Origin of the sequence: Asticcacaulis sp. AC460, from assembly GCF_000495795.1 — a bacterium.
GTDB lineage: Bacteria > Pseudomonadota > Alphaproteobacteria > Caulobacterales > Caulobacteraceae > Asticcacaulis.
In genome coordinates, this window is the sequence record NZ_AWGD01000043.1 from 35,536 (window position 1) to 61,843 (window position 26,308).

The 26,308-nt window shown below is 59.7% G+C and carries 13 protein-coding genes; 10 read left to right on the forward strand and 3 right to left on the reverse strand.

Translation table 11 applies throughout. The annotated features are described in order from the left end of the window. Positions 1-71: 71 nt before the first annotated feature. The 4 genes from ABAC460_RS46640 to ABAC460_RS46655 all read left to right on the forward strand — a co-directional run bounded on the left by ABAC460_RS46640 (position 72) and on the right by ABAC460_RS46655 (position 5,276). Entirely contained in the window at positions 72-617 is a 546-nt protein-coding gene (locus tag ABAC460_RS46640; RefSeq protein WP_023455788.1) for a gluconokinase, read from the forward strand. A gap of 16 nt (positions 618-633) precedes the next feature. Beyond that, on the forward strand, positions 634-3,669 hold the full coding sequence (locus ABAC460_RS46645; RefSeq protein ID WP_023455789.1) for a glycosyl hydrolase family 28-related protein: 3,036 nt from the start codon (positions 634-636) through the stop codon (positions 3,667-3,669). Continuing rightward, a complete protein-coding gene (locus tag ABAC460_RS46650) occupies positions 3,669-5,009 on the forward strand; it encodes a gluconate:H+ symporter (protein ID WP_023455790.1) in 1,341 nt (446 codons plus the stop codon). The genes ABAC460_RS46645 and ABAC460_RS46650 overlap by 1 nt, the downstream gene beginning before the upstream one ends. Before the next feature lie 72 nt (positions 5,010-5,081). Beyond that, positions 5,082-5,276, forward strand: a complete 195-nt coding sequence (locus tag ABAC460_RS46655; protein WP_023455791.1) for a LacI family DNA-binding transcriptional regulator — start codon at positions 5,082-5,084, stop codon at positions 5,274-5,276. Between the two features lie 284 nt (positions 5,277-5,560). On the opposite strand, the gene ABAC460_RS46660 is transcribed toward ABAC460_RS46655, so the two are convergent. The 3 genes from ABAC460_RS46660 to ABAC460_RS50260 all read right to left on the reverse strand — a co-directional run bounded on the left by ABAC460_RS46660 (position 5,561) and on the right by ABAC460_RS50260 (position 8,327). Beyond that, the gene (locus ABAC460_RS46660; RefSeq protein WP_031237540.1) at positions 5,561-7,216 is read right to left on the reverse strand and encodes a GmrSD restriction endonuclease domain-containing protein; all 1,656 of its coding nucleotides are present in this window, start codon (positions 7,214-7,216) and stop codon (positions 5,561-5,563) included. 188 nt (positions 7,217-7,404) lie between these two features. Next, entirely contained in the window at positions 7,405-7,881 is a 477-nt protein-coding gene (locus ABAC460_RS46665; RefSeq protein ID WP_023455793.1) for a hypothetical protein, read from the reverse strand. A gap of 32 nt (positions 7,882-7,913) precedes the next feature. After that, complete coding sequence (locus ABAC460_RS50260) at positions 7,914-8,327, reverse strand: acyl dehydratase (protein ID WP_023455794.1); 414 nt, start codon at positions 8,325-8,327, stop codon at positions 7,914-7,916. 165 nt (positions 8,328-8,492) lie between these two features. Between ABAC460_RS50260 and ABAC460_RS46675 the strand changes: the two genes are divergently transcribed. The 6 genes from ABAC460_RS46675 to ABAC460_RS46695 all read left to right on the forward strand — a co-directional run. Further along, complete coding sequence (locus ABAC460_RS46675; protein ID WP_023455795.1) at positions 8,493-9,725, forward strand: helix-turn-helix domain-containing protein; 1,233 nt, start codon at positions 8,493-8,495, stop codon at positions 9,723-9,725. Positions 9,726-9,809: 84 nt separating this feature from the next. Further along, entirely contained in the window at positions 9,810-10,925 is a 1,116-nt protein-coding gene (gene ispG / locus ABAC460_RS46680; RefSeq protein WP_023455796.1) for a flavodoxin-dependent (E)-4-hydroxy-3-methylbut-2-enyl-diphosphate synthase, read from the forward strand. Between the two features lie 252 nt (positions 10,926-11,177). Beyond that, entirely contained in the window at positions 11,178-14,903 is a 3,726-nt protein-coding gene (locus ABAC460_RS50035) for a beta strand repeat-containing protein (RefSeq protein ID WP_162150355.1), read from the forward strand. A 372-nt stretch (positions 14,904-15,275) separates the two neighbouring features. Then, entirely contained in the window at positions 15,276-20,201 is a 4,926-nt protein-coding gene (locus tag ABAC460_RS50975; protein WP_023455798.1) for a calcium-binding protein, read from the forward strand. A gap of 203 nt (positions 20,202-20,404) precedes the next feature. Next, the gene (locus ABAC460_RS50980) at positions 20,405-25,732 is read left to right on the forward strand and encodes a beta strand repeat-containing protein (protein ID WP_023455799.1); all 5,328 of its coding nucleotides are present in this window, start codon (positions 20,405-20,407) and stop codon (positions 25,730-25,732) included. Positions 25,733-25,852: 120 nt separating this feature from the next. Continuing rightward, positions 25,853-26,308, forward strand: a 456-nt coding sequence (locus tag ABAC460_RS46695; protein WP_023455800.1) for a Calx-beta domain-containing protein, incomplete at its 3' end; no start/stop codon positions are given.

Here is a 26,308-nt window from a genome sequence, read left to right on the forward strand (position 1 = left end):
TTTTTGCAACGCCTCATGTTTATCCAAAAAGTGGCGTCCACTTTTGGGTATGAGGCTCCAGAGGCCAGACCTTGACCTTTTCGGCACATGCGATCGTCATCATGGGTATCAGCGGCTGCGGCAAGACCACGCTGGGCAAGGGCCTGGCCGAGGCGACGGGCTACCGGTTCGTCGAAGGCGACGACCTGCATACCGCCGAGAACGTCGCCCGGATGTCGGCCGGAATCGCCCTGACCGACGACGACCGCTGGCCGTGGCTGGAACGGATCGCCGAAGAACTGAAAACGGCCAGGGAAGGCGACGGCCGCGTCGTGTCCTGTTCCGCCCTGCGCTATGCCTACCGCCAACTGTTGCGGACCCGGTCGGGCGGACCGATCCTGTTCGTCTTTCCCAAGCTTTCGGCCGATATCGTGCGGGCGCGTCTGCGCAACCGGCCCAATCACTATATGCCGCCCAGCCTGGTCGACAGCCAGATGGCGACGCTGGAACTGCCCCGGCCGGACGAGCACGTCCTGACCATCGATGGCGATGCCGATCCGGCGCGCTGCGTCGACCTGGTTATGAGCTATCTGTCGACCGTTCCCGAAACGCCCAGACCCACATTCAGCCACATCTGACCGGAGGCCTAATCCGATGGCACGTAAGACCTTGATGATCGCCGCCTGCCTGGCGGCCATGGCGTTCGGCACCTCGTTTGCCTGGGCCGGCGAGGGACGGGGCTCCGTCTTCCTGACCGCGCCCAGCGACCCCAGGGCCATAACGGTCAAGGGCGTCGGCGACGGCAAGGCCGACGACACCGCCGAAATCCAGGCCGCCATCGATTCCGCGGCCAAATCCGGCGCCGGCGGTATCGTCTGGCTGCCATCCGGGCGCTACCGCATCACCAAAACCCTGGTCATCCCGCCGGCCGTGCGCCTGTTCGGGGTCGGCCCGACGCGGCCCGTCCTGCTGCTGGCCGACCATACGCCGGGCTTCGACAAGGGCGTGGCGACCATGGTCATCTTCAGCGGCGCCGATCAGTATTCGACCGGACCGGTGCCTGTGCCGGTTCCGTCGGCGCGGCCGTACAGCGCCATTGTCCGCGACGCCAATTCCGGAACGTTTTATTCGGCGCTGTCCAATGTCGATTTCGAGATGGGCAAGGGCAATCCGGCCGCGGCCGGGGTGCGCATGCGCATCGCCCAGCACGCCTTTCTGAGCCATATCGACTTCCATCTCGATTCGGGGTTTGCCGGGATTTATCAGGCCGGCAACGAGGCCGAGGACCTGCATTTCTATGGCGGCCGCTATGGCATCGTGACCGAAAAGACCTCGCCCGCCTGGCAGTTTACCCTGATCGACTCGACCTTCGAGGGCCAGCGCGAGGCTGCGATCCGCGAGCATGAGGTCGACCTGACGCTGATCAACATCACCATTAAAAATACGCCGACCGGTATCGATATCGACCGCGGCTACAGCGACAGCCTTTGGGGCAAGGATGTCCGCTTCGAGAATGTGTCGAAGGCGGCCGTGGTCATCAGCAACGAAAACAGCCCCTTCACCCAGATCGGTTTCGACAACGCCGTCGCCACCGGCACGCCGGTGTTCGCTAGGTTTCGGGATTCCGGGAAGACGCTGAAGGCGCCGGGGGCGAACTATCGTGTCCGGGAATTCAATTACGGTCTGAAGATCGACGGGCTGGGCCAGATCGGCCACTTCGATACGAATTTCAAAGCCGAGGCTTTAGCGCAGATGCCGAAATGGGGCGGGCCGGTGCTGCCGGCACTGCCGCCGGTCAGTGATTGGGTCGATGTGCATACGCTGGGTGTCGTGGGGGACGGCGTGGCCGACGATACGGCGGCGTTGCAGAAGGCGATCGATACGCACCGGGTCATCTACCTCCCGACCGGGCATTACCTGGTCAGCGATACCTTGCGGCTGCGCAAGGACACGGTGCTGATCGGACTGCACCCCAGCGTGACGCAAATCACCCTGGCCGAGGAAACACCGGCCTTTCAGGGCGTCGGTAGCGCCAAGGCTCTGATCGAAAGCGACAAGGGCGGCGACGCCATCGTCTTCGGCCTGGGGCTGTTTACCGGCGGGGTCAATCCGCGGGCGACGGTGCTGTTGTGGAAGGCCGGTGAGCGCTCTCTGGTCGAGGATGTCCGCATCCATGGCGGCCATGGCACGCTTTTGCCCGACGGCAAGCGCGTCGATTTTTCCGATCCGAAGTTCCGCATGGACGGCCAGCATCCCGGCATCTGGGTGACCGATGGCGGCGGCGGCTATTTCGTCGCCAACTGGACGCCGAATACCATGTCCGACACCGGCTTCTACGTCAGCAACACCAAGACGCCCGGTCATGTCTATGAGCTGTCGGCCGAGCACCATAACCGTCACGAGATCGTTCTGGATGGCGTCGAAAACTGGGAGTTTCTGGCGCCGCAGACCGAGCAGGAGGTGATCGACGGGCTGGAATCGATGCCGCTTGAGGTGCGCAACTCCAAGAACATCCTGTTCGCCAACTATCACGCCTATCGTGTGACGCGCAGCCTGAAGCCGGCGACGACGGCGGTGAAGCTCTACAACGTCGACAATATCCGCTTCCGCAACATGTCGACCAATGCCGAAAGCGGTTACGCCACCTGCGACAACAATGGCTGCGGGACCTATCTGCGCGCCAGCAAGTTCCCGTTCGAAAACGCCATCACCGACATGACGCACAAGCTGGAACTGCGCGAGCGCCAGTTCGCCGTGCTGGACGTCACCGCCACGCCGCCGGCCGTGCCGCCAACGCCCGTGCCGGCCGGTCTGGAAGCGGCGAAGGTCGAGAAGCTGGAAGGCGATTTCTATTCGATCAGCGGTGGGGCGGTCGACGCCAAGGGCAATCTCTACTTCGTCGACAAGCATTTCCACCGCATCTATCGCTGGTCGAAGGCGCGCGGCCTGGAGGTCGTCAGCGACGAGGGGCTGGATCCCGTCAACCTGGCCGTCGATAAGTCCGGGCATCTGATGGTGCTGTCGTCGGACGGGCCTGAGGCCTCGGTCTACAGTTTCGATCCGTGGGTAGCGACGGCGCCGATCACGCGCATCGCGCCGACCCCGGTGGTGGCGCGTCCGGGCGCCGTCGTCGCATTTCCGGGGCATTTCTGGAACAACGGCGAATTCCGCGACCAGCTCGATCCGAAGACCTACGAATTCACCACCCTGGCGCAGATGTTTGCCCGCGACGTCGCCGTGCCCAAGGCGCAGGAATATGTCTCGCCGGACGGCAGCCTGGTTCTGCCGGCCTTCCGTGTCTACAAGCAGGGCAAGACCAACTTCCAGGGCTGGCGGTTTTCCGACACGCTTGATACCTACGGTTTCGTGACAGCCAAGGTGGGCGACCGGGTGACGGTCAGCAACGGATCGGAACAGCGCATCTACAGCGGATTGGTCGGACCGGGCGGCAGCATCACCGACGTGAAGGCCCTGACCGATCGCGGTGGCGAGAGCGTCGCCGTCGATGCCAAGGGGCGGCTCTTCGTCGCCAACGGGCAGGTCTTCGTCTATGACGCCGACGGCAAGGCCCTGGGCCGCATCGATACGCCGGAACGGCCGCTGCAACTCATCTTCGGCGGTGAAAACCAGGAAACGCTGTTCATCCTGACGCACCACAGCCTGTACAGCCTGAGCGTGAAGGGCTTCTGATGCCGGTTTTGTCTGCCGAGACGGCCGTCCTGGCCGTGGTGCTGATTGCAGTCCTGTCGCTGATCGCCATGATTGCCTGGGCGAAGGTCCAGCCGCTGCTGGCCTTTGTGGTGGCGTCGATCCTGGCGGCCCTGTTGCTGCAGATGTCGCTCGAGAAGGTCGCCAAGTCGATCGAGACCGGCATAGGCAGTATGATCGGGTCGTTGGCCGTGTTGCTGGCGTTCGGGGCGATTTTCGGCAAGATCGTCGCCGACAGCGGCGCGGCCAAGAAGATCTCGATCGTGCTGATCAAGGCCTTCGGCGACAAGCGCATCGCCCTGGCGCTGTGTCTGACCGGGTTCATCGTCGGGATTCCGCTGTTCTACAATGTCGGTTTCGTGCTGCTGGTGCCGCTGATCTTTTCGGTAGCGCGCCAGTCGGGCAAGCCCATCGTCTACCTGGCGCTGCCGGTCATGGCGGGACTGTCGATCTCGCACGGTTTCCTGCCGCCGCATCCGTCGCCGGCGGCCATCGTGCCGATGTTCGGCGCCGATATGGGGCTGACCCTGATCTATGGTCTGATTGTCGGTATCCCGACCGCCCTGGTCGCCGGCCCGGTGTTCGCCCTGAGCGCCAAACACATCGTGGCCAATCCGCCCCAGTTGTTCGTGGTGGACGAGGTGGCCGACGACAAGCTGCCGTCGGCGGCCAACAGCTTTCTGACGGCGCTTTTGCCGGTCATCCTGCTGAGCGCCTTTACTCTGCTGGGCTATTACGACGGTCTGGACGCTCAGGCAAAGGGACTGATCGCCTTTCTCGGCCACCCGATGATCGTCATGCTGGTGTCCGTGGTGGTGGCCGTGGTGACCCTGGGCCTTGGGCGAGGGATGCGGCTGGGCGACCTGATGGCCGGCTCAGGCACGGCTTTGCGTGAAATCGCGCCGATCCTGCTGATCATTGCCGGGGCGGGGGCGTTGAAGCAGATCTTCGTCGATGGCGGCGTCAATGACCAACTCGGGCATATGCTCAAGAGCCTGCCGGTGCCGCCGCTGGTGCTGGGTTGGTTGATCGCCGGTGTCATTCGCCTGGCGCTGGGGTCGGCGACCGTGGCAGGTTTGACCGCAGCCGGCCTGGTCGCGCCCCTGGTGGCGGCCAGTGGGGTCGATCCCAACCTGATGGTGCTGGCTATCGGCGCCGGAAGCCTGATGTTCAGCCACGTCAACGACTCGGGCTTCTGGATGTTCAAGGAGTATTTCGGGCTGTCGGTGAAGGATACGCTGCGGTCATGGACCCTGATGGAAGGTCTGGTCGGTATCTGCGGACTGATCTTTACCCTGCTGCTCAGCCAGGTGGTTTCATAGTTCCTGGGCGTGTCGGCCTGGTGGTAAACGCATAAAGAAATTCCGGCGGAGACAATCGGGCCGGGATTCGTGATGGTTACGATTGCCGATATTGCCCGGGCGACGCGTCATTCGACAGCCACCGTGGACCGTGTTTTGAACAACCGTCCCGGTGTCCGCGAAGACACCCTGCAGGCCATCCTCAAGGCGGCGGCGCTGAACCCCCTGCGGATGCCGACCTTCGACAATTTTGCCCGGCACTATCCCGGCTACTGGACGGGGCTTTAGGCGACGTTCGCCTCCTAGAGCGCGTTTCGATCCGGAAGAATCGGATCGGCGCTCTAAGTTTCTGTTTTGACGCGCATCTTTATCCAAAAAGTGCGTCACACTTTTTGGGATGCGCTCTATTGCGGTCACCCGCACGCCTGGCCGATCTATACCTGGACGCGGATTAACGAAGCTTAATACCACTTCCTCACGGACGATGAGTTACGCAACGCCATGGGACGTCACCTAGAAATATTGCACCATTGGAGTTCTTCTTGACTTTGAATGGCTCAATTTCGCAATACTCACTCGGGATATATGCGTTCTTCGATTTGTGCCCAAAGCTTCTTGGCCCGGCTTTTCAAGAATTTATTATAATCGTCTTCATCGATGCCCATTTTGTCGCGATCAATGAAATGTGTTGCCAACGATTTTTTTATATTTTGATTCGCAACCTCAAATTCAGAAATATAATCTTTTGGCGGCCGAGCACTAATTTTTCGCTTGTTCAGATCTGCACCAATTAGAGTAATGTTGACGATCGAATTCGCATTGTCGATCCCTTGCTTCGCGAGATGAGCTTTTGGGAAAAAATGGTGAAAGTTCTTCGATGACGCGATTTTGAGATAACTGTTGTCGAGCAACACTTTGCCATTGTCATCAAAATTTCTGGGTTCCTGATAAGCAAGGAGGCACAAGATCGCTTTGCAGAGAGCATTTCCAGTCGAAAAATTTGTATTTATTAGCGATTCTGCGTTGTCGATGTAAAGGAAGTCGTCAGAAAGATCGGTCGAAGAAGACTTCTTCCCGTCAATAATATTTTCTACATTTTTGATGTCAGCAGCTAATTTAGATTCACTGCCTGATGAGTAGCGCATCGAAAGGGCCGAACGCCAGAAAAGCTCCTGCATTCGAACTTTTGCCCTGTTTGTGGGGGCATGTTTCTTCTTATAAAACCAATATGCAAATGGAACGATCATGACGTCATAAGGTAATAGAGCAGATACAGGAATATTAAAAGTTGTTCGAAAATAGTCTACCGCACTCTTAATGGATTCCACTGCAAGCGGCCAAGTGTCAATGATTCTTTGTTTTTCAAGGTCGAGAATAGTCTTCCTTTTGCATTCCTTAGTTGGGCTTAGTATAAGCGACAATAGAGAAAGGATCAGCGATTGAGGAATGCCGTCATATCCAACCTTACTCAAGGTTGTTTCGACGCTCGCCCATTTTACTTGCATGTCAAATTTTTGCTCTTCATCGTAAGTCTTTGCAACCATAATTTCAAAGAGCGTAAGTATGGAGCCGCCGGTGTTAATGCGCGTGAAAACTTCGATCGCGCTGTCTATATCCTCGCGTGTCAGCGTCACCGTTGAGAATTCGTAGGTCGTAAATGCCTGGCGGTATATGTCCGCAAGATCTAGCTGAGCGTTGGTATATCCGAACTGTTTCTGGAGCGCGGTGCCGCTGCTTCGTGTCAAGCTCAGGACATCTGTAAGGGGCATGAGGTGAGAGGCGGAGGTAGAGTCATTGTTGCGGCAAACTGTAACTAGTTGGTCTTCATCCCCCGGGTTGGGCGTAAGGCTAACATAGATTTCGCGGTAGTCTGTCTCGTTTGCATCGCCCCCTCTTCGAATTTTTGCGCCCATGTAGGCGGCGAAGAGAGAGGTAAGACGCTGCTGACCATCCAATACGTACTCAACTTGGCGCCCCTCGGGTGTTTCAGGAAGCGAAATATTTCCGATGTTCTTCACATCAGACATGCGTTGGTTTGTTCGCCAAAGTATAAAAGTTCCGATTGGATACCCCTTAAGAATGCTGTCCAAGAGTATCGCAGTTTTTTCAATAGGCCATACAAATTCGCGCTGAAATTTGGGAATTTTGATGACACCTTTCTCAATATCTCCAATAAGATCGCTATATTTACGTGAGTCTGGTTTTGGCTGTGGACGTAAAGAAGGCATCAAGTGACCTCGAAATTTGCAACAACTGATGGTAGTGCGAGCGCTTAATCGAGGCAACCAAAAAATGCATGAAAATTTGGTGATGCAATAGCATTGCGTATTTCTCAAATAGCATTGGATTTATGCTATTGATATATGGAGTCTGGATTTATTGTTATGATGGCAATATAATAGAAAAAATTTCGTTATTAATTAAACTGAATTGAGATAGAACTTTTGCCTTCAAGCCGAGTTGGCGAAAATGTTCTTTCGGCACTTATGTAAACAGCATAGGTGGAAACGCCCAGGAAGCCTAACAGGACAATCATCCACATCCAGAATGCGGAAAGTTTGGCGAACCCATTGCCCGGAGCCCATCCCGTGTTTTTGTAATTTCCATGCACGACGGAGTACCCCTTGTCCGAATTCGACTTTTCAAAGTCGATCAAGGCGTGGGAGTCTGCGACTTCTAGATGACGGTGTTTTGTCATCAGGTGAATGGCCGAAAAGCTGACTAATAGGGCGAAAATGGAGAAAATGAGCGCTGTGGTCGGCGTCGTAAGCGGATTAAAAGCTGTCGTAAGCAGCAGTGCCTCGGAGGCGGTGCATATCGTCGGCACTTGCCACAGAAGTTGATTTTGGGCGCCCCGGCGATTAAAAATCAGCCTGTATTGGTCCTCGTTCATTTGGCAAGTACCATGGCATACGGCGCGTTATGTCAATTCGACGGCGCCTTGGGGTTGCGCTGGAAGACAGAGCGGGTCAGGCACGAAAAGACCAGGCGGCCAGCTTCGTCCAGCATGTCGTGCTGGGCGATTACCACGCCCTTGGTGTCGCCCACCGCGTCCTTGCCCATCACCGTCATGCGGCCGCGCAGCAGCTCGCCCGGCGGCGGGTTGCGCGACCAGCGCAGGGCGTCGACCGCCAGGCGCTTGGTTTGCGGCCATTGCAAGGCCGCTTCGGTTTCCAAGCGCGACCACAGGGTGAAGATCAGCGCATCCGGCACGCCGTCGGCCGGATTCCACGTCGGCGCATAGCTCTTGCAGAAGCTGGCCAGTTCCTCGTCGGAAATGACGCCGGCGCCGATGGAAGCGACCTGACCGATCCAGAGGTCATCGAAGGCGGCGGGCATGGCAGGTCCTGGGTTGAGTGGCGAACAGGGGGCCGTCATAAACCGAGTTCCGCGGTTGCGCAACTGGCGGTAAAATTTGCGTTGCCGCCGCAACTGCCATGCGCGGGCCGATTGATTATTCCCGCCCGTTATGGTTCTGTCCCGACGGAGTAAACCGCGAATCCCATGAGTACCAGCGACCATCCCCCCATCATCGAAGACGAACCCTATCAGGGCCTGTATAGCGGCGGCAACCAGCCCCACGCGATGCAGAACGACGGCCGTCTGCCGGATCGATTCGACCTGGCGGAACTGCTGAAGAGCCGGCGGGCGCAGCTGGGGCTGAGCCTGGAGGAGGTTTCGGAGATCACGCGGGTGCGCCGGGCCTATCTCGAAGCCTTCGAACAGGTCGCCTATGATGTGCTGCCGCCGCGGGCGTTCGCCATCGGCTATATCAAGGCCTATGCCAAGGCCCTGGGCCTGGACGAGGAGAGCCTGGCCGAGATGTACAAGCGCGAGGCGACGGAACCGGCGGTGCGGCTGCACGCCCCGTCCGGCGCCTCGGTCGAGGACACCAAGCCGAATTACCGCGCCTATATCATCGCCGCCGCCTGCGTGGTCGGCGCCGTTGCCATCTGGAACGTCGTCCAGCACAGGCCCGTCTCGCATGCCGGGCGCAACGCCCAGGCGCTGAACGAAAACGCGAAGTGGAAGTGGGCGGTGCCCAATCTGCACGACGGCCAGATGCAGTTGACGCGCGCGGCGCCGGCGCCGCAAGATCAGGACGTGCCTCAGGCCTATGTCACGCCTGGCCTGGAAGAGGGCTTTTCCTCGATGATGGCCGCCGACAATGCCAGCGCCGCGGTGGTGCCGGTGACCGAGGTGTTGCAGGCGCGCAAGGCCTTCAATCCGCAGGGCGCGGTGTATGGCGCGCCGCCGGAGTCGTCGAATGTGACGCTGCAGGCGACGCGCAGCGTTGACCTGATCGTGCGTGACGCCAGCGGCAGCGCCATTTCCTTCGCCACCCAGCTCAATGCCGGCGAGGCTTATCGCGTGCCGGCGACCGACTGGCAGGAAAAGGTGATCCAGATTTCAGACCTGAAATATATCGAGGTCTATTATAACGGCGAATATGCCGGCCAGATGGACAGCCTAGTCACCACGGTCGGCAAGGTGAATGGCCGTGCGGCGCAGATGTCCGCGGTGCTGGACGCGCGTCAGGCCCAGGAAGGCCAGGTGGCGGTGGTCTACAAGACGTCGCCGAAGCCGGAAGCGCCAAAGGTCGAGCCGCGGCCGACCGATCCGATTCCGTACCTGCCGTCCGTGCGGCCCAAGCCGGTTGTGGTCGAGACGGCGCCGGCCAGCAGTTCGGCGGCACCGGCGGTGTTGCCAGCCGTTGATAACCCTGCTGCGCAGTAGGTGCGACAAATTTTCCTGACGGCGGTTGTTACAGGCGGCGTCAGGCCTGATATAAGGCGGGCTCGCGCGTAACCCGGATTTCTCATGGACAGCTACCACCCTTCCGACCATACCCATGTTCGTCCCTGGCGGATGATACAGCGGCGCAAGAGCCGCCAGATCATGGTGGGCAAGGTGGCCGTCGGCGGCGACGCCCCGATTACCGTCCAGTCGATGACCAATACCAAGACGCATGATGTCGAAGCCACCATGGCGCAGATCCGTGCCTTGGAAGAGGCCGGCGCCGATATCGTCCGTGTGTCGTGCCCCGATGTTGAATCGACCGCCGCCTTGAAGGCCATTGTGCAGCAGTCCAATGTGCCGATCGTCGCCGACATCCATTTCCACTACAAGCGCGCCATCGAGGCCGCCCAGGCCGGTGCAGCCTGCCTGCGCATCAATCCCGGCAATATCGGTTCGGCCGACCGGGTGCGCGAAGTCGTCCAGGCGGCCAAGGATCATGGCTGCTCCATGCGCATCGGCGTCAATGCCGGGTCGCTGGAAAAGGACCTGATGGAAAAGTACGGCGAGCCGTGCCCTGAAGCCATGGTCGAAAGCGCGCTGTTCCACGCCAATATCCTGCGCGATCACGACTTCCATGAGTTCAAGATTTCAGTGAAGGCGTCGGACGTGTTCCTGACCGTGGCCGCCTATACCGCCCTGGCCGACGCGATCGACTGCCCGCTGCATATCGGGGTCACCGAGGCCGGGCCCTTGCGCAACGGCACGATCAAGTCGGCGATCGGGTTGGGGAATTTGTTGTGGGCCGGGATCGGCGACACGGTGCGGGTCAGCCTGGCGGCCGATCCGGTCGAAGAGATCAAGGTCGGGTTCGACCTTTTGAAGTCGCTGGGCTTACGCCACCGCGGCGTCAACATCATCGCCTGCCCGTCGTGTGCGCGCCAGGGGTTCAACGTCATCGAGACGGTGGCGAAGCTGGAAGAGCGGCTGGCCCATATCGCCAAGCCGATGTCGTTGTCGATCATCGGCTGTGTCGTCAACGGGCCGGGCGAGGCGCTGTATACCGATGTTGGCTTCACCGGCGGCGGGGCCGGGTCGGGCATGGTCTATCTGGGCGGTAAGCCGGACCATAAGCTGTCCAATGACGGCATGATCGACCATATCGTTGATCTGGTCGAGGCGCACGCGGCGAAGTTGTAGAAACCTGCTGGCTGTCGACGAATAGCCGTTTTCCAGCAGTGTGAGTTGGGGTAATCTGCCGCCTGAAGCGGAGAGGGGGGACACCAAGGGGGGCGTTCTGGGGCGTTGGATTCAGACGCTTCCTGGTTTTCCACCTGATCCTCAGACGAGACGGAGGAGAAAACTGCGATGGCGACCGCTTATTACACACATCCTGCCACTTGGATTGAACCCTTGCCGGATGGGACATCGGCATACCAATGGTTTAGCCAGGTGACCCAATTGGAGGGCGGTGGCTATATCATCACTTGGAGTGACTCCGCTGCTGGCGCAACTATCCTGGCTCAACGCTATGACGCCCAGGGTAATGAGGTCGGCGAACAAATCACCGTAAACACAACCGGCTACTGGGTCTTCAACAGCACTGTTATCGGGCTGAGTGACGGCGGCTTCATGTTGAGCTGGTATTCCGGTACCAGCGACTGGACAGTCAGCGACTATACGTTCAACGTGGCTGCGCGAAGGTACGACGCCAGCGGAAATGCTGTTGGCGGCGAGTTCATTGTCAATACCACCCGTCCCGGCGACCAGGGCAATCCATCCATGGCAGAGTTGAGCAATGGTGACGTCGTCATTGCCTGGGTGTCCAAGGACGATGGTCTCGGCGCGCCCAAGCTGCTTTTCCAGAGATATACGGCTTCAGGCGCCCTGTCCGGTGTCGAAACGCGAATAGATGTTGCGTCTCTGGCTGTTCTCGATCCACTCTATCGGGGCTTTACTATCGTGGCGCCCAAGGTTGCGGCACTGGCCAATGGCGGGTTTGTCGTCGTGTGGGCCAGCAATGCCCATGACGGGGACGGGCTGGGCATCACGGCGCGGATCTTCGATGCCAACGGCGTGGCCGCGGGAACGGAATTCCTGGTGAACGCGCAGACGGCAGGGGATCAATATGCGCCGAGCATTACCACGCTGGATGATGGCGGGTATGTTGTCACCTGGCTGACGGCGGATGTCTGGAATGTCAGCTTCGGCGGTAACTCGGTACGGGCACAGCGCTTCGCCGCCGACGGAACGCGGTTGGGAAATGAGTTCCGGATTGGTGCCGTGACCGACGGGACGTCCTATGTCGGCGAGGCAACGACGCTCACCGACGGAAGTCTGGTAGTTACCTGGAGCTCAGATGACGGAGCCGCCGTAGTTCTATGGGCCCAGCACTATGATGCGATGGGCAACGCTATAGGGGATGCCTTCCGTCTTACCCAGGGCAGCTTCTTTGCCGTCGACCTGGCGCCGCTCGATGGTGGGGGCTTTGTTGCGACCTGGACGTCGACGACCCCTAACGGGCTTAAGGTTTTCGAGCGCCACTTCAGCCTTGTCGGCACGGAAGGGCAGGATATGGTGATCCTGGGCGACGTAACCGCGGAGTCGATCGACGGGGCGGCAGGCGCAGACGAGATCCACGGAGGCGGGGCTGCCGATACGCTCAATGGCGTGGCGGGAGATGACCGGCTCAGCGGTGAGGCCGGCGATGACGTACTGAACGGCGGGGCGGGACGCGACATACTGGCCGGAGGGCTCGGCGCGGACACGGTCACCGCCGGTGACGGTGGCGGCCAGCTTTGGCACGCCGGACAGGGTGTCGGCGCCGAAGGTGACACTGACGCGGACCTCCTGACCGGCGGGGCCGGGGCGGACGATATCTATGCCGGCATCGGTGACAGCGCCCATGGCGGCGGTCAGGGCGCTGGAGAGATCGACCGTCTGTTCATCCTGCTGAATGGGGCAACGGCGAGCGTCACTCTGGACCTTTCGGGCGCCGATCCCTATGCCGGTATCGCCGCCGCTACAGGCGGCAGTTGCAGTGGCTTCGAAGCGATCGGCGCCATCTACGGGAGCGCCTACGGCGACCGTCTGACCGGGACGGCTGGCGGCGACAAGCTGTATGAAGCCGATGGTGCCCTTGGTGGCGCCGACACCTTTTGGGGGGGCGCCGGTGATGACTGGTTGTCGGCCGGGCAGGGCGACAATGTGGTCGACGGCGGCGACGGCGACGATACCTTCTTCAAGACCGGCCAGGGGCGTGAAATTCTCTCCGGCGGTGCGGGCAACGACACGGTCGTGTTCGGCTCGCCGTTCAACACGGCTTACGCCGTCGGCGGTGGCGAGGACATTGTTTATGGCGGTGCGGGCATTGATCTGCTCGACTTCAGCCGGCTGGCCTACGGGCAGGTGTTGACAATCGACCTGTCACTTACCGTCCAGCAGAATACAGGCTTCAACCTGATCACGGTCGACGGGATTGAAAATGTCACCGGCGGCGCCGGCTGGAATCATCTGATCGGCAACGATGGCAACAATGTCCTGATCGGCCGCGGCGTATCGAGCACTCTGGAAGGGGGCGCCGGCGACGATATTCTTTATGCGAACGCATCCAGCAACTGGCTTTCGGGAGGGACCGGTAACGACACCTACTACAACGTGTCCTGGCTGGGATACAACTATGCTGTTCCGGTTACCGAAGCTGCAAACGAAGGGGTGGATACGATTGTCAGCTCGTTCGGTCTTGACATGACCATGATGCCCTTCGTCGAGAATCTGGTCGTCGGCGGAGACTATGCGGGCACCGGTAACGCGCAGGCCAACCAACTGACGGGTGGCTCGGGCGGGAACTATCTGGACGGCGCGGCAGGTGCCGATACCCTGAGAGGTGAAGGCGGGAGCGATTACCTCGTCGGCAATGGCGGGGACGATCTGGTGCTGGGCGGCGCCGGCAATGATGGGATGGTCGGAGGGGACGGTACCGATACGGTCAGCTTCAACGATGCGGCAGCGAGCGTTACCGTCAGCCTGGCCATCACATCGGGGCAGGTGACTGGTGCGGGCTGGGACACGCTCAGCGGTTTCGAAAACCTGACCGGCTCGGGGTTCAGCGATCGGCTGACGGGTGATGCCAATGCCAATCGCATCGATGGCGGCGCGGGTAGTGACCGGATGATCGGCGGGCTGGGCAATGACACCTATATTGTCGACAATGCCGGCGACAGCGTCGGTGAAAACCATCTGGAAGGTACTGACACCATCATTTCGTCGGTCAGCTATTCTCTTTTCGGACGGGCAGTGGAGATACTGACCTTGACGGGGGCGGGGAACCTGACCGGCACCGGGAATTCGCTGAATAATGTCATGACTGGCAACAGCGGCAACAACACGCTGGACGGTGCGGCCGGCAATGACGTTCTGGACGGTGGCGCGGGCATCGACCGCCTGCTGGGCGGGCTGGGTGACGACACCTACTATGTCGACAATGCTGCTGACAGTGTTGGTGAGAACCATCTCGAAGGCACCGACACCATCATCTCGTCGGTGAGCTATTCGCTGTTTGGACGGGCGGTCGAGGTCCTGACCCTGACCGGGACGGGCAATCTGAACGGCACCGGCAATTCGCTGAACAACACGCTGACCGGCAATGCCGGCAACAATGTGCTGGACGGCGGCGCCGGCGTTGACAAGCTGGTTGGTGGTTTTGGCGACGATACCTACTATGTCGACAATGCCGGCGACAACGTCCAGGAACAGCATTTGCAGGGCACCGATACGGTGTTCAGCTCGGTGACCTACTCGCTGTTAGGGCGTGCGGTTGAGGTCATGACGTTGACGGGCGGGGGCAACATCAACGCCACCGGCAATTCGTTGAACAACATCCTGACCGGCAACAGCGGCAACAACCGGCTGGATGGTGGCGTTGGCAACGACACCCTAGCCGGCGGGCTGGGATCGGATGTGTTCGTGTTCATGGCCGGCACCTGGAAGGACACGGTCACCGACTTCAGCGCGGCGCAGAATGACAGCATCGACATCCATGCCGTTACGAACGGTGTGGCGAATGCCGGGATGGTGACGCAGTCGGGCGCGAACGTGCTGATCAATCTGGGCGGCGGCAATACGGTGACGGTCATGGGCGCGACCCAGGCCGACGTGCTCAGCCATATGGTGTGGTAAGTCGGCGGGATATCCCAGAAACACTGTTTTCAAATCTCTGGACTGCACTATGTCCGTACTTTCCGGCAGGCGCGATGACGCGCACGCATCGGCTCTGCAACTGGGTATGTTGTCGGGGGCTCCGCCCTGGCGGTCCAGGGATCTATGACCCAGGCCAATTATAATAGCGCATCAGGTAACGTCACCTACGGTGGCACCGCCAGCGTCGATTCCATTTCCGGCAATGCCGGATGATCGATCACATTGTCGAACTGTTCCAGGCCCATGCGGCGAAGCTGTAATTTGCATGGTTTTGAGAGGCAGGATCTCGACAGCGGTCGGTAGAGGCGCTACCACCTAAGGGTTGTATTAATTTCGGAGCGGGGGGCGACCATGAACTTGATCAAAGGTACAAAGGCGGACGACGTTCTGCGGGGAAACGACGCTGCTGAACAGCTTCAGGGTGAAGAGGGTAACGACCGGCTGACCGGCAACGGCGGTAACGACACCTTGTCAGGCGGAACCGGAACGGACACAGCGGACTATTCGACGTCATCCGGTGGCGTAACTGTCGATCTGAGCGCAACTGTTCCCAACAGCTCAGGTGCCGCCGGAAACGACCAGCTCAGTTCGATCGAAGTCATTATCGGATCCGCCTTTGACGACGCCCTGACCGGCGACAATTCGTACCAGGAACATACCCGCCTCGTCAGTTCGGCCACGAACGGCGGTTTCGCCAACGGCAGCGCCTCCAGACCCTCTGTTTCGCCGGACGGCAGCTACATTATTTTCCGCAGCGCGGCGTCCGACATTGTCCCCGGTGACATCGCAGACACGGGTTTGAACCTGACGGCCGCGGAAGATCTGTTCATTCGCAACATGGCGACCGGACAGATTGTCCGGCTCAATGCGGACGTTGACGGCAACCGTGTCGGCATCCTGACGGATACTCCGCTGAATGCCGGAAAATCCTATGTGTTTTCGGCTGACGGTCAGGCCGCCTATTTCATTCGTGTCGACTGGCCGTCGGATCCCAACATGGATGCGGTCTATTCGGTATGCCGCAAAGACCTGATCAGCGGCGCCCTGACAACCGTGTCGGCGTATGCGCCCGGAACGGATCCGCATGGCGCTACCTATCGCAATATCAGTATTTCGGCCGATGGCGGCACGCTGTATTACGAAGGCCTTTACGAGCATGGACTCTACTGGGATTACGGAGTCTTTTCGCAGAATGTAGCCAGCGGTGAGAGGACGCTGCTGACGCCGCCAGGTGAGTACGGAATTTTCGGTGGAACCTCCTATACCTTGTCGGCCGACGGACAATGGATGACCTACGTCGGTGTGACACCGAACCTGACAGGTGAGGGACTTTCCAGCACGCGCACCGACATGTTTCTCAAGAATTTGCGGACGGGCGAGGTCCGTTTAATCGGCCACAGCGATGACTATTTCAGCCTGTCTTGGGCTCCGGCGCCGCCGCAGATTTCCTCCGATGGGACCAAGGTTCTCTTTGTGACGGAGACGCCGAACCTGACCCCTGATGATCCTTTCGGCGACGCAAACATCTTTATTATGGACGTGGCGACAGGCGCCATCACCCGGATTCGATCGGGTATCGACAATTTCAATCTCGAGATCAATCCGCCGGTTTTCGTCGGCGCTACCAATCTGGTCGCTTTTGTGGACCGGGATGGTACGGTGTCTGGTGCCAATACCGGGTCTTATGACCTGATGATCTACAACCCCGCTACGGGGCAGACGCGAACGATCCTTTACGACCTCACCAGTTCGCAAAGCCTGCCGCAAGGCGGCTGGGGCATTTCCTTTTCTGATGACGGCGCAATCGTTTCGGTAAACCTTTCCGACAGCAACAACCTGCCACGATCGCTCATCCGTGGCGATACCAACAACCTGTCCGAGGTTCTGGTGTTTGATATGGCCACGCCGTTCACGACAGGGGGCGATGACCGGCTGGTCGGCGGCGATGGCAACGATACCCTGTCCGGTTTGGGCGGACGGGATGTTCTGGAAGGCGGTCGCGGCAACGACGTCTTGACCGGCGGCGCGGATTTCGACCGGCTGATCGGCGGTGAAGACAATGACACCTATGTTGTGTCAGGCATCCACGACAATATGGGCTTCGGATTATCCAGCGGGGATGACCTGCTGGTGGATACGGGGGGCACAGACACCTTGCTGATCGATGGAACGGCCCTGCCCGGCGACCTGTACATGGTTGTCAGGGGCGATGACCTGGTGGTCAATATAGGCCGTTATTTCGGTGAGTGGGAAGGCGGTGTCAGAATCGCCGGCGGCCTATTCAATCCGATCGAGCGCATTGCCTTTAGCAGCGAAGGCGCCGGCCAAACGCTGGAAGGGCAGGGTGGCAATGAAACCCTGCTGGGCGGGAGCGGAGCCGACCTGCTGAACGGTGGCGCCGGAGCCGATACCATGTACGGCGGCGGCGGTAATGACGTGTACAATGTCGATAATACGGGTGACGTAGTCAGCGAACAAATGACCGCGGGTGTTAATGACGGCGGCGCCTATGACGTCGTTTACGCCTCGGTGAATTACAGTCTGGACGTTTATGTCGAGCATCTTCGACTCATGGGGGTGGGGCATCTCACTGGCGCGGGCAACGCGTCGGATAATCTGATCGTCGGCAATGCTGGCAATAACAGCCTGGCCGGCGGTGCCGGTGAGGATGTGCTGATCGGCGCTGATGGCAACGACACGCTCCTGGGAGACAGCGACGCCGACGTGCTGCGTGGTGGAATCGGGAGTGATTTTCTGGACGGTGGGGCCGGCGAAGAAATCTATGATATCGCCGACTACAGCACCGCATTGACGGGCGTCGTCGTTCATCTCGACAACACAGGCGGCAATACGGGCGAGGCCGCAGGAGACATCCTGTTCAACATGGAGGGCGTCCGTGGGGGCGCCTATAGCGATACGCTCTATGCGTCCGGTGTCGCAAGTCACCTTTACGGAGAGGGGGGTGACGATCATCTCGTGAGCGGGAATAACACACCGGTGGATCAGTATGGCCGTCCGTTGTTTTATGAGCTTTATGGTGGCGATGGCGACGACTTTATCGAAGCTGGCGTTGGCGGTGACAATATCGTGGGCGGCGCGGGAAAGGACACTGTGTCCTATCTTGCTGCCCCCGGGGGTATTTATCTGGAGGTGGGGGTGACGGATCTCGTCCATCCCGAACTTTACGGCTACGCCTGGTTTGATGGTTATTCGAGCATTGAGGTCTTTTGGGGCAGCGAATACGCCGATACGATTATAACCAGCGGTGACATTTACGGATTCGGCGGCGACGACCGCCTGTACGGTTTGGGGAGTGATTATCTCGACGGTGGTTCCGGGGCGGACCAGATGTTCGGTGAGTACGGTAACGACACCTATGTCATCGACAATGCCGGCGACCGAATTCTGGAATATGCCGATTCCGGTCCCGTGGATCTGGTAATGGCCAGCATCAGCTATAACCTGAATCCTTTTGTCGAAAACCTGACCCTGACTGGCAGTGGACATCTTACAGGCAACGGCAATGGTGGTAACAACGTCATTATCGGCAATTCCGGCAACGACTGGCTGGATGGCGGCGGCGGTAACGATACGCTGAGTGGTGGACTGGGCAATGACAGCTTCTTCGTCAATGCCGGGGACGTTGTCGTGGAGGCGGCAGGGCAGGGCGTGGACTGGGTCGTCGCGACCAGCAGTTACAACCTGTCGGCCAATGTCGAGAACCTGTTGCTGTCGGGCAGTGGTGATTTTACCGGGAACGGCAACCTTAGTGACAATGTCGTCGGTGGCAATTCCGGCAACAACTGGCTGGACGGCGGCGGCGGTAACGATACGCTAAGTGGCGGACTGGGCAATGACAGCTTCTTCGTCAACGCCGGTGACGTTGTCATGGAGACGGCGGGGCAGGGGAGCGACTGGGTCGTCGCGACCAGCAGTTACAACCTGTTCGCCAATGTCGAGAATCTGCTGTTGTCGGGTAGCGGCCATTTCGTTGGCAACGGTAACGTCCTGGACAACCTGATCGGTGGCAATTCCGGCAACAACTGGCTGGATGGCGGCGGCGGCAACGACACACTGAGCGGCGGGCAAGGCAATGACAGCTACTTTGTCAATGCCGGAGATGTGGTCGTTGAAGCGGGCGGGCAGGGAAGCGACTGGATCGTTTCGACTGGCAGCTACAACCTGTCGACCAATGTGGAGAACTTGCTGCTGTCGGGCAGTGGCCATTTTGTTGGCAATGGTAACGTCCTGGACAACCTGATCGGTGGCAATTCCGGCAACAACTGGCTGGATGGCGGCGGCGGCAACGATACGCTGAACGGCGGTCTGGGGAATGACAGCTTTTTCGTCAATGCCGGTGACTTTGTCGTGGAGACGGCGGGGCAGGGCGTGGACTGGGTCGTCGCGACCAGCAGTTACAACCTTTCGGCCAATGTCGAAAACCTGCTGCTGTCGGGTAGTGGCGATTTTACCGGGAATGGTAACGTTAGTGACAATGTCGTCGGCGGCAATTCCGGCAATAACTGGCTGGATGGCGGCGGCGGCAACGATACGCTGAACGGCGGACTGGGCAATGACAGCTTTTTCGTCAATGCCGGTGACGTTGTCGTGGAGGCGGCAGGGCAGGGGGGTGACTGGGTCGTTGCGATCAGTAGTTACAACCTTTCGGCCAATGTCGAGAACCTGCTGCTGTCGGGCAGTGGCGATTTTACAGGGAACGGTAACGTTAGTGACAATATCATCGTTGGTAATTCCGGCAGGAACTGGCTGGATGGCGGCGGCGGCAATGATACGCTGAATGGCGGGTTCGGTGACGACAGCTTTTTCGTTAGTGCCGGTGACGTCGTCAGCGAAATGGCGGGGCAGGGAACTGACTGGGTTATAGCGACCAGCACTTATAATCTGTCCGCGCATGTCGAGAACCTGTTGCTTGCTGGAAACGGCAATACCAACGGCGGCGGTAACGGTTTGAACAATATGATCACCGGCAATTCCGGTAACAATATGCTGGAGGCAGGCGCTGGAAACGACACAGTGGCGGGGGGGCAGGGAGCAGATGTCTTCCTGTTTGCCACTGGCAGCGGGGCGGACACGGTGACCGACTTCAGCGCGGCGCAGAACGACAGCATCGACATCCATGCCGTTACGAACGGTGTGGCGAATGCCGGGATGGTGACGCAGTCGGGCGCGAACGTGCTGATCAATCTGGGCGGCGGCAATACGGTGACGGTCCTGGGCGCGACCCAGGCCGATGTGCTCAGCCATATGGTGTGGTAATCTTTAGCAAGGCGTGGCGGTCATCTGCCGCTGCGCCTTGCGGATAGAAATTTCGTCGTGCGCGCAAATTTGTAGTTAATTTTTTCCTAAGCTGCGGTAGGGTGGTTTCGTACCGCTGTTATTATTCCTTTTTCGTCATTTTCCATGGACGGGCAGCGGCCAGACCGGCTGAGCCCTGATCCCTGCTGCCAGGAGCCGCCCCCATGAAGACCCGTATCGCCGACAGCATCCTCGACGCCGATCTGGCCGCCGTATTCCTGGCGCCCTCGGCTGCGGTCAACAGTGGACCCGGCAGCGCCGTGCTCACCGGCGACGGGGGTAACAACACGATCAACGGCGGCGCGGACCCCGACACGATTTCCGGGCTGGGCGGGGATGACGACCTTTTCGGCGGTGACGGCAATGACAGCATCGACGGCGGCGATGGCAACGACACGCTCGACGGATGGAATGGCAATGACACCCTGACCGGGGGGGCAGGCAACGACTACCTGTTAGGCTATGACGGTGACGATCTGCTGATCAGCGCTGGCGGCACCGACACGATGTCTGGTGAGAACGGCAATGACGGATACGATCTCAACGCTGTCACCAACATCGCCGGATGGAGCATCGACGGCGGTACCGGCACCGACAGCATCGACCTGATCCAGGGCGTGCTGCAACTGGGGACCAGCCTGCCGTTCGTGGCCATCGAAAATATCGACAGCTACCTGACCCAGTTCGTCGGCACGGCAGGCGCCGACAGCTACGATTTCCGGCCCTTCAATATGTTTTCGCCCACGTTCAATCTGCCGGCCGAGATTCGGCTGCTGAGCGCGGGGCTGGGCAACGACACCGTCTTTGCGGCCAATACGGATCTGACCGTCCTGCAATTCCAGAATCCGCCCGATCAGTTCTACAACCACATCCTGGGTGAGGGCGGTGCAGACAGCCTGGTCGGCGGGGCGTCGTTCGACTTCCTGGAAGGCGGCACGGACAATGACACGCTGGAAGGCGGCGGCGCGGCTGATACGCTGTATGGCGGGAGCGGCAGCGACTCGCTGGTCGGCGGCGACGGGAACGACACCCTGAACGGTGACGGTGGCGGCAACGATACGCAATTGGGGGGCGCCGGAAACGACTATATCTATGCCGTGTTTGGCGCCGATACCATCGTCGGCGGTGATGGCACCGATACCTTGGATACCACCTCTTACAACGGCAATTATTCGATTAACCTGACGACGGGGGTGTCGCAATTCTTCGATGAGAGCTTCCTGGAGATGGAAAATCTCGTTTCGGGCGCCGGGAGCGATACGCTGACCGGGACGGTCGGGGCCAATCATATCACCAGCGGTGACGGCAATGACACGGTCGATGGCAGTGACGGCAATGATACGCTGAACGGAGGCGCCGGCAATGATACACTGCTCGGCAGCGGCGGCAATGACCTGATCAACGGCGACAGCGGTCTGAATTCGCTGGTCGGCGGTGCCGGCGACGATACGCTCAATGGCAGCACAGATAACCATGCGATAGGGTTTGGCGAGGACGGCAACGACCTGATCAATGGCGTCAATGGCTTCGACCAGTTTTTCGGTGGCACCGGCAATGACACGTTGAACGGTGGCGACGGGAATGACACGCTGAATGGCGCGGAAGATAACGACTCCCTGACGGGTGGCGCGGGTGTCAATTCGCTCATCGGCGGCAGCGGCGACGATACCTTGAACGGCTTGGACGGGAATGCCACGCTGGACGGCGGCACCGGCAATGACAGTATCACGGCATGGTTCAGCTCCTCGCTTTCCGGCGGTGATGGCAATGATACGCTGACGGCGTTGGGCGGCTCGACCCAATCCGGCGGCGCCGGTGACGACTATATCTATGCCGCCAACGGGACCGATTCGGTTGCCGGCGGCGACGGTACCGATACGCTCGACACGACCTCTTACAATGGCAACTATGCCGTCAACCTGGTGACCGGACTGAGTAATTTCGGTGGCGAGACTTTCCTGGAGATGGAAAACATCATCTCCGGCACAGGTAACGATACGCTGACCGGGACAGACACGGCCAACAGTCTGGTCAGCGGGAACGGCAATGACAGCCTGCTGGGCGCTGCCGGAGACGATACGCTCGATGCCGGCGCAGGCGTTGACGTTGTCGAAGGCGGCGATGGCAACGACAGCATCAGCGGCCTGGACGGGGAGGATTCGCTCTATGCCGGGGAAGGCAATGACACGGTCTATGGCGGTGGCGATTTCGACGTCATCTATGGCGGCAACGGCGTCAACCAGATCTATGGTGGAGACGGCGCGGACTATATCCAGACCCAATCGACATCTTACGGTTCGGTCTATGACGGCGGCGACGGCGACGACACAGTCGACTATAGCTGGCGGTTCGGTGATGTCGGTGCGGTCATCAATCTGGTGGCCGGGACCTATACCGATAACACCGGGGCCGACACGGTTGTGAACTTCGAGCGGGCGCTGGGGACGCAGGGGGCTGAGACGATCATCGGCACCGCCGGCGCCAACCAGCTCTATGGCTATGCCGGCAACGACTCTCTCAGCGGTGACGGCGGGGCGGATACGCTTGACGGCGGGGCTGACAACGATACCGTACAAGGCGGCGCCGGTAGTGACTCGCTGAGCGGTGGGGACGGTAACGATACGCTGGACGGCGGCGGCGGGGGGGACGACACGCAGTTGGGCGGCGACGGCAATGACTATATCTATGCCGTGTTCGGCGGTGACTCCATTGTCGGCGGTGCCGGTAATGATACGCTGGATACCACCTTGTACATCGGCAATTACAACGTCAATCTGGCGACGGGAGAGACGCAATTCTTCAATGAAAGCTTCACGGAGATGGAAAATCTGATCTCCGGTGGCGGTAATGATACGCTGACCGGTACGGACGGCGAAAACTATATCGCCGGCGGCGCCGGCAACGACATTATCCATGGCGGTGCCGGACAGGACACGCTGATCGGCGGCGACGGCCATGATGAAATGTTCGGAGAGGCCGGCAACAGCTCGCTTCTCGGGGGCGCCGGAAACGATACGCTTCATGGCAGCACCGACGGGTTCGACATTTTGTTCGGCCAGGACGGCGACGACCTGATCTATGGCAACCACCTGATTGACCAGCTGGACGGAGGCGCCGGCGCCGACACCATCTATGGCTATGACAGTGGTGATTCGATAAATGGCATCGACGGTAACGATGCCATTTATGGCGGCAACGGCAATGACACCCTGAATGGTGGCCTGGGGACTGACACCCTGGTCGGAGGTCTCGATGACGACACGTACAGTGTCGACAATACAGGAGATGTCGTTACCGAGGCCAATGGCCAGGGCACGGACACCATCTTCTCGACAGTCACCTATAGCTTGAGCGGCCGATATATCGAATTTCTGACCCTGACCGGGGCCGCCAATATCAACGCCACCGGCAACAGCCTGGCCCAGACCCTGACGGGCAATTCGGGCAATAACACCCTGACGGCGTTGGGGGGCAACGATCGTCTGGATGGCGGAGACGGCGGGGCAGACACCCTGATCGGCGGCGCGGGTGACGACACCTATGTCATCACCACGGCCGGTGATACGGTCACCGAAGCGGCCGGCGAAGGTAACGACCTGGTCGAGTCGGCCATCAGCTATACCCTGGGCAGCGAGGTCGAACGGCTGACCCTTACAGGATCGGCCTACAGCAACGGTACCGGCAACGGGCTGAACAATGTGCTGACCGGCAATGGCGGCGACAACCTGCTGGATGGTGGCGCGGGCGCTGACACGATGGCCGGCGGAGACGGCTGGGACATTTACTACGTCGATCACGCCGGGGACGTGGTCACCGAAACGGCGGACGCCGGTCTTGACCAGGTCAGCTCGGGCATCAGCTACACGCTTGGCGCGAACGTTGAGGACCTTTACCTGACCGGTACCGCCAATACCAACGGTACGGGCAACGATCTTGACAACTATATGTTCGGGACGAGCGGAAACAATGTGCTGACTGGCGGTCTCGGCAGCGATTTTCTTACCGGCCTTGCTGGCGCAGATACCCTGATCGGCGGGCTGGGTGACGACAACTATGAGGTCGATTCCACCGGCGATAATGTCGTCGAAGCCAACGGTCAAGGGACGGACCTTGTTTATTCTTCGGTGACCTTTAGCTTGAGCGGCCGCTACGTCGAATACCTCATCCTGACCGGCATGGCCGATATCAATGCCACCGGCAACAGCCTGGGGCAGACCCTCTACGGAAATACCGGCAACAATGTCATAACGGGGTTGGGTGGGAATGACGGACTGTACGGCGGTTCCAGTGGGGCCGATACGCTGATCGGCGGCACAGGGGACGACACCTATCTTATCCAGTCGTCCGGTATTACGGTCACGGAGGCGGCCGGCGAAGGTTCGGACCTGGTCGAATCGACCATCAGCTATACGCTGGGCAGCGAGTTCGAACGTTTGACGCTCTTGGGGGGCGTCAATATCAACGGGACGGGCAACGGGCTGAACAATGTGCTCACCGGGAATGCCGGCAACAACACCCTGGCCGGCGGGCTGGGCGATGACACCTATTACATCCAGAACGCCGCCGATCACGTGTCCGAAGCCAGCGGGGCGGGGATCGACACGGTATTTTCGACGGTGACGTACAGCCTGGCGGGCAAGCAGGTCGAAAACCTGACCCTTACGGATGCCGCGGTGACCGCGACCGGCAACGGCCTGGCCAATATCCTGGTGGGCAATGCCAACGCCAATACGTTGGACTCGGGCGCCGGCCATGACAGTCTCAATGGCGGCGCCGGCGCGGACACCATGATCGGTGGCACCGGCAATGACACCTACGCCGTCGACGATGCCGGCGATGTCGTCACCGAAGCGGCGTCCGGCGGGGGCGATGTGGTCAATGCCTCGGTGAGCTATACGCTGTCGGCGGAGGTCGAAAGCCTGGTCCTGACCGGATCGGCTGCGATCAACGGTACGGGCAACGGACTGAACAACACCCTGACCGGCAACAGCGGCAACAATGTGCTGAGCGGCGGTCTGGGCAATGATACCTACTATGTCCAGAATACCGGCGACAATGTCGTCGAGGCCGGCGGCGCCGGGACGGACCTCATCTATTCGACCGTGACCTACAGCCTCGCCGGGCGGTTTGCCGAGACCCTTACGCTGACGGGTACGGCCAATGTCAACGCCACCGGCAATTCCAATAGCAACACGCTGATCGGCAATGACGGCAACAATACGCTGAACGGGAAGGGTGGACCGGACAAGCTGACGGGGGGCTTAGGGGCGGACATCTTCCTGTTCGAAGCCGGCAGCGCCAAGGACACCATCTACGACTTCAGCGCGGCGCAGAACGACACGATCAATGTCAATGCCTATACCGGCGGGGTGGCCAATAACAGCCTGGTCGCTCAGGTCGGCGGCAATGTCGTCATCACCTTCAATGCCAGCAACACGATCACCGTGATCGGGGCAACCCAGGCGGATGTGCTCAGCCATATGGTGTGGTGATTAACCGGCCTGTGGCGGGCCGGGCACATCTATGGCGAGAATTTAACTCTTTTTTGCTTTCCGCTTGCGAGGGAATACGCCTCCTGTAGGTTGTAAATCCTGTTCTTAAAGGGGGCTTAAATGGCGATTTCATTATCCGTCGATGACGTGGTGGTCGGCGAGGATGCGGCGTATGTGGACTTCGTCATCCGCCTCAACGAGATCAGCGCGACGGCGGTAACGGTGAACTGGCAAACGTATAACCAGACGGCCGGTTACAACGACTACACCAGCCTGTCCGGTTCTTTGACGTTTTCACCCGGCGTCACACAGATGACGGTTCGAATCCCGATCACCAACGACAGCCTGGATGAAGTCAACGAGGCCTTCACCCTGGAACTGTACAGCCCCAGCAACAATGTCACCCTGGCCAAGAATGTCGGAACGGCGATCATCGTCGACAACGATGCGCCTTCGGGTACACCGGTGATTTCGATCAGCGACTTCATTATCGACGAGGCGGCGGGTGAAGCCAGTTTCGTCATCATCCTGGATCGTCCCAGCTCACAGGTGGTGTCGCTGACCTATGCGACCCAG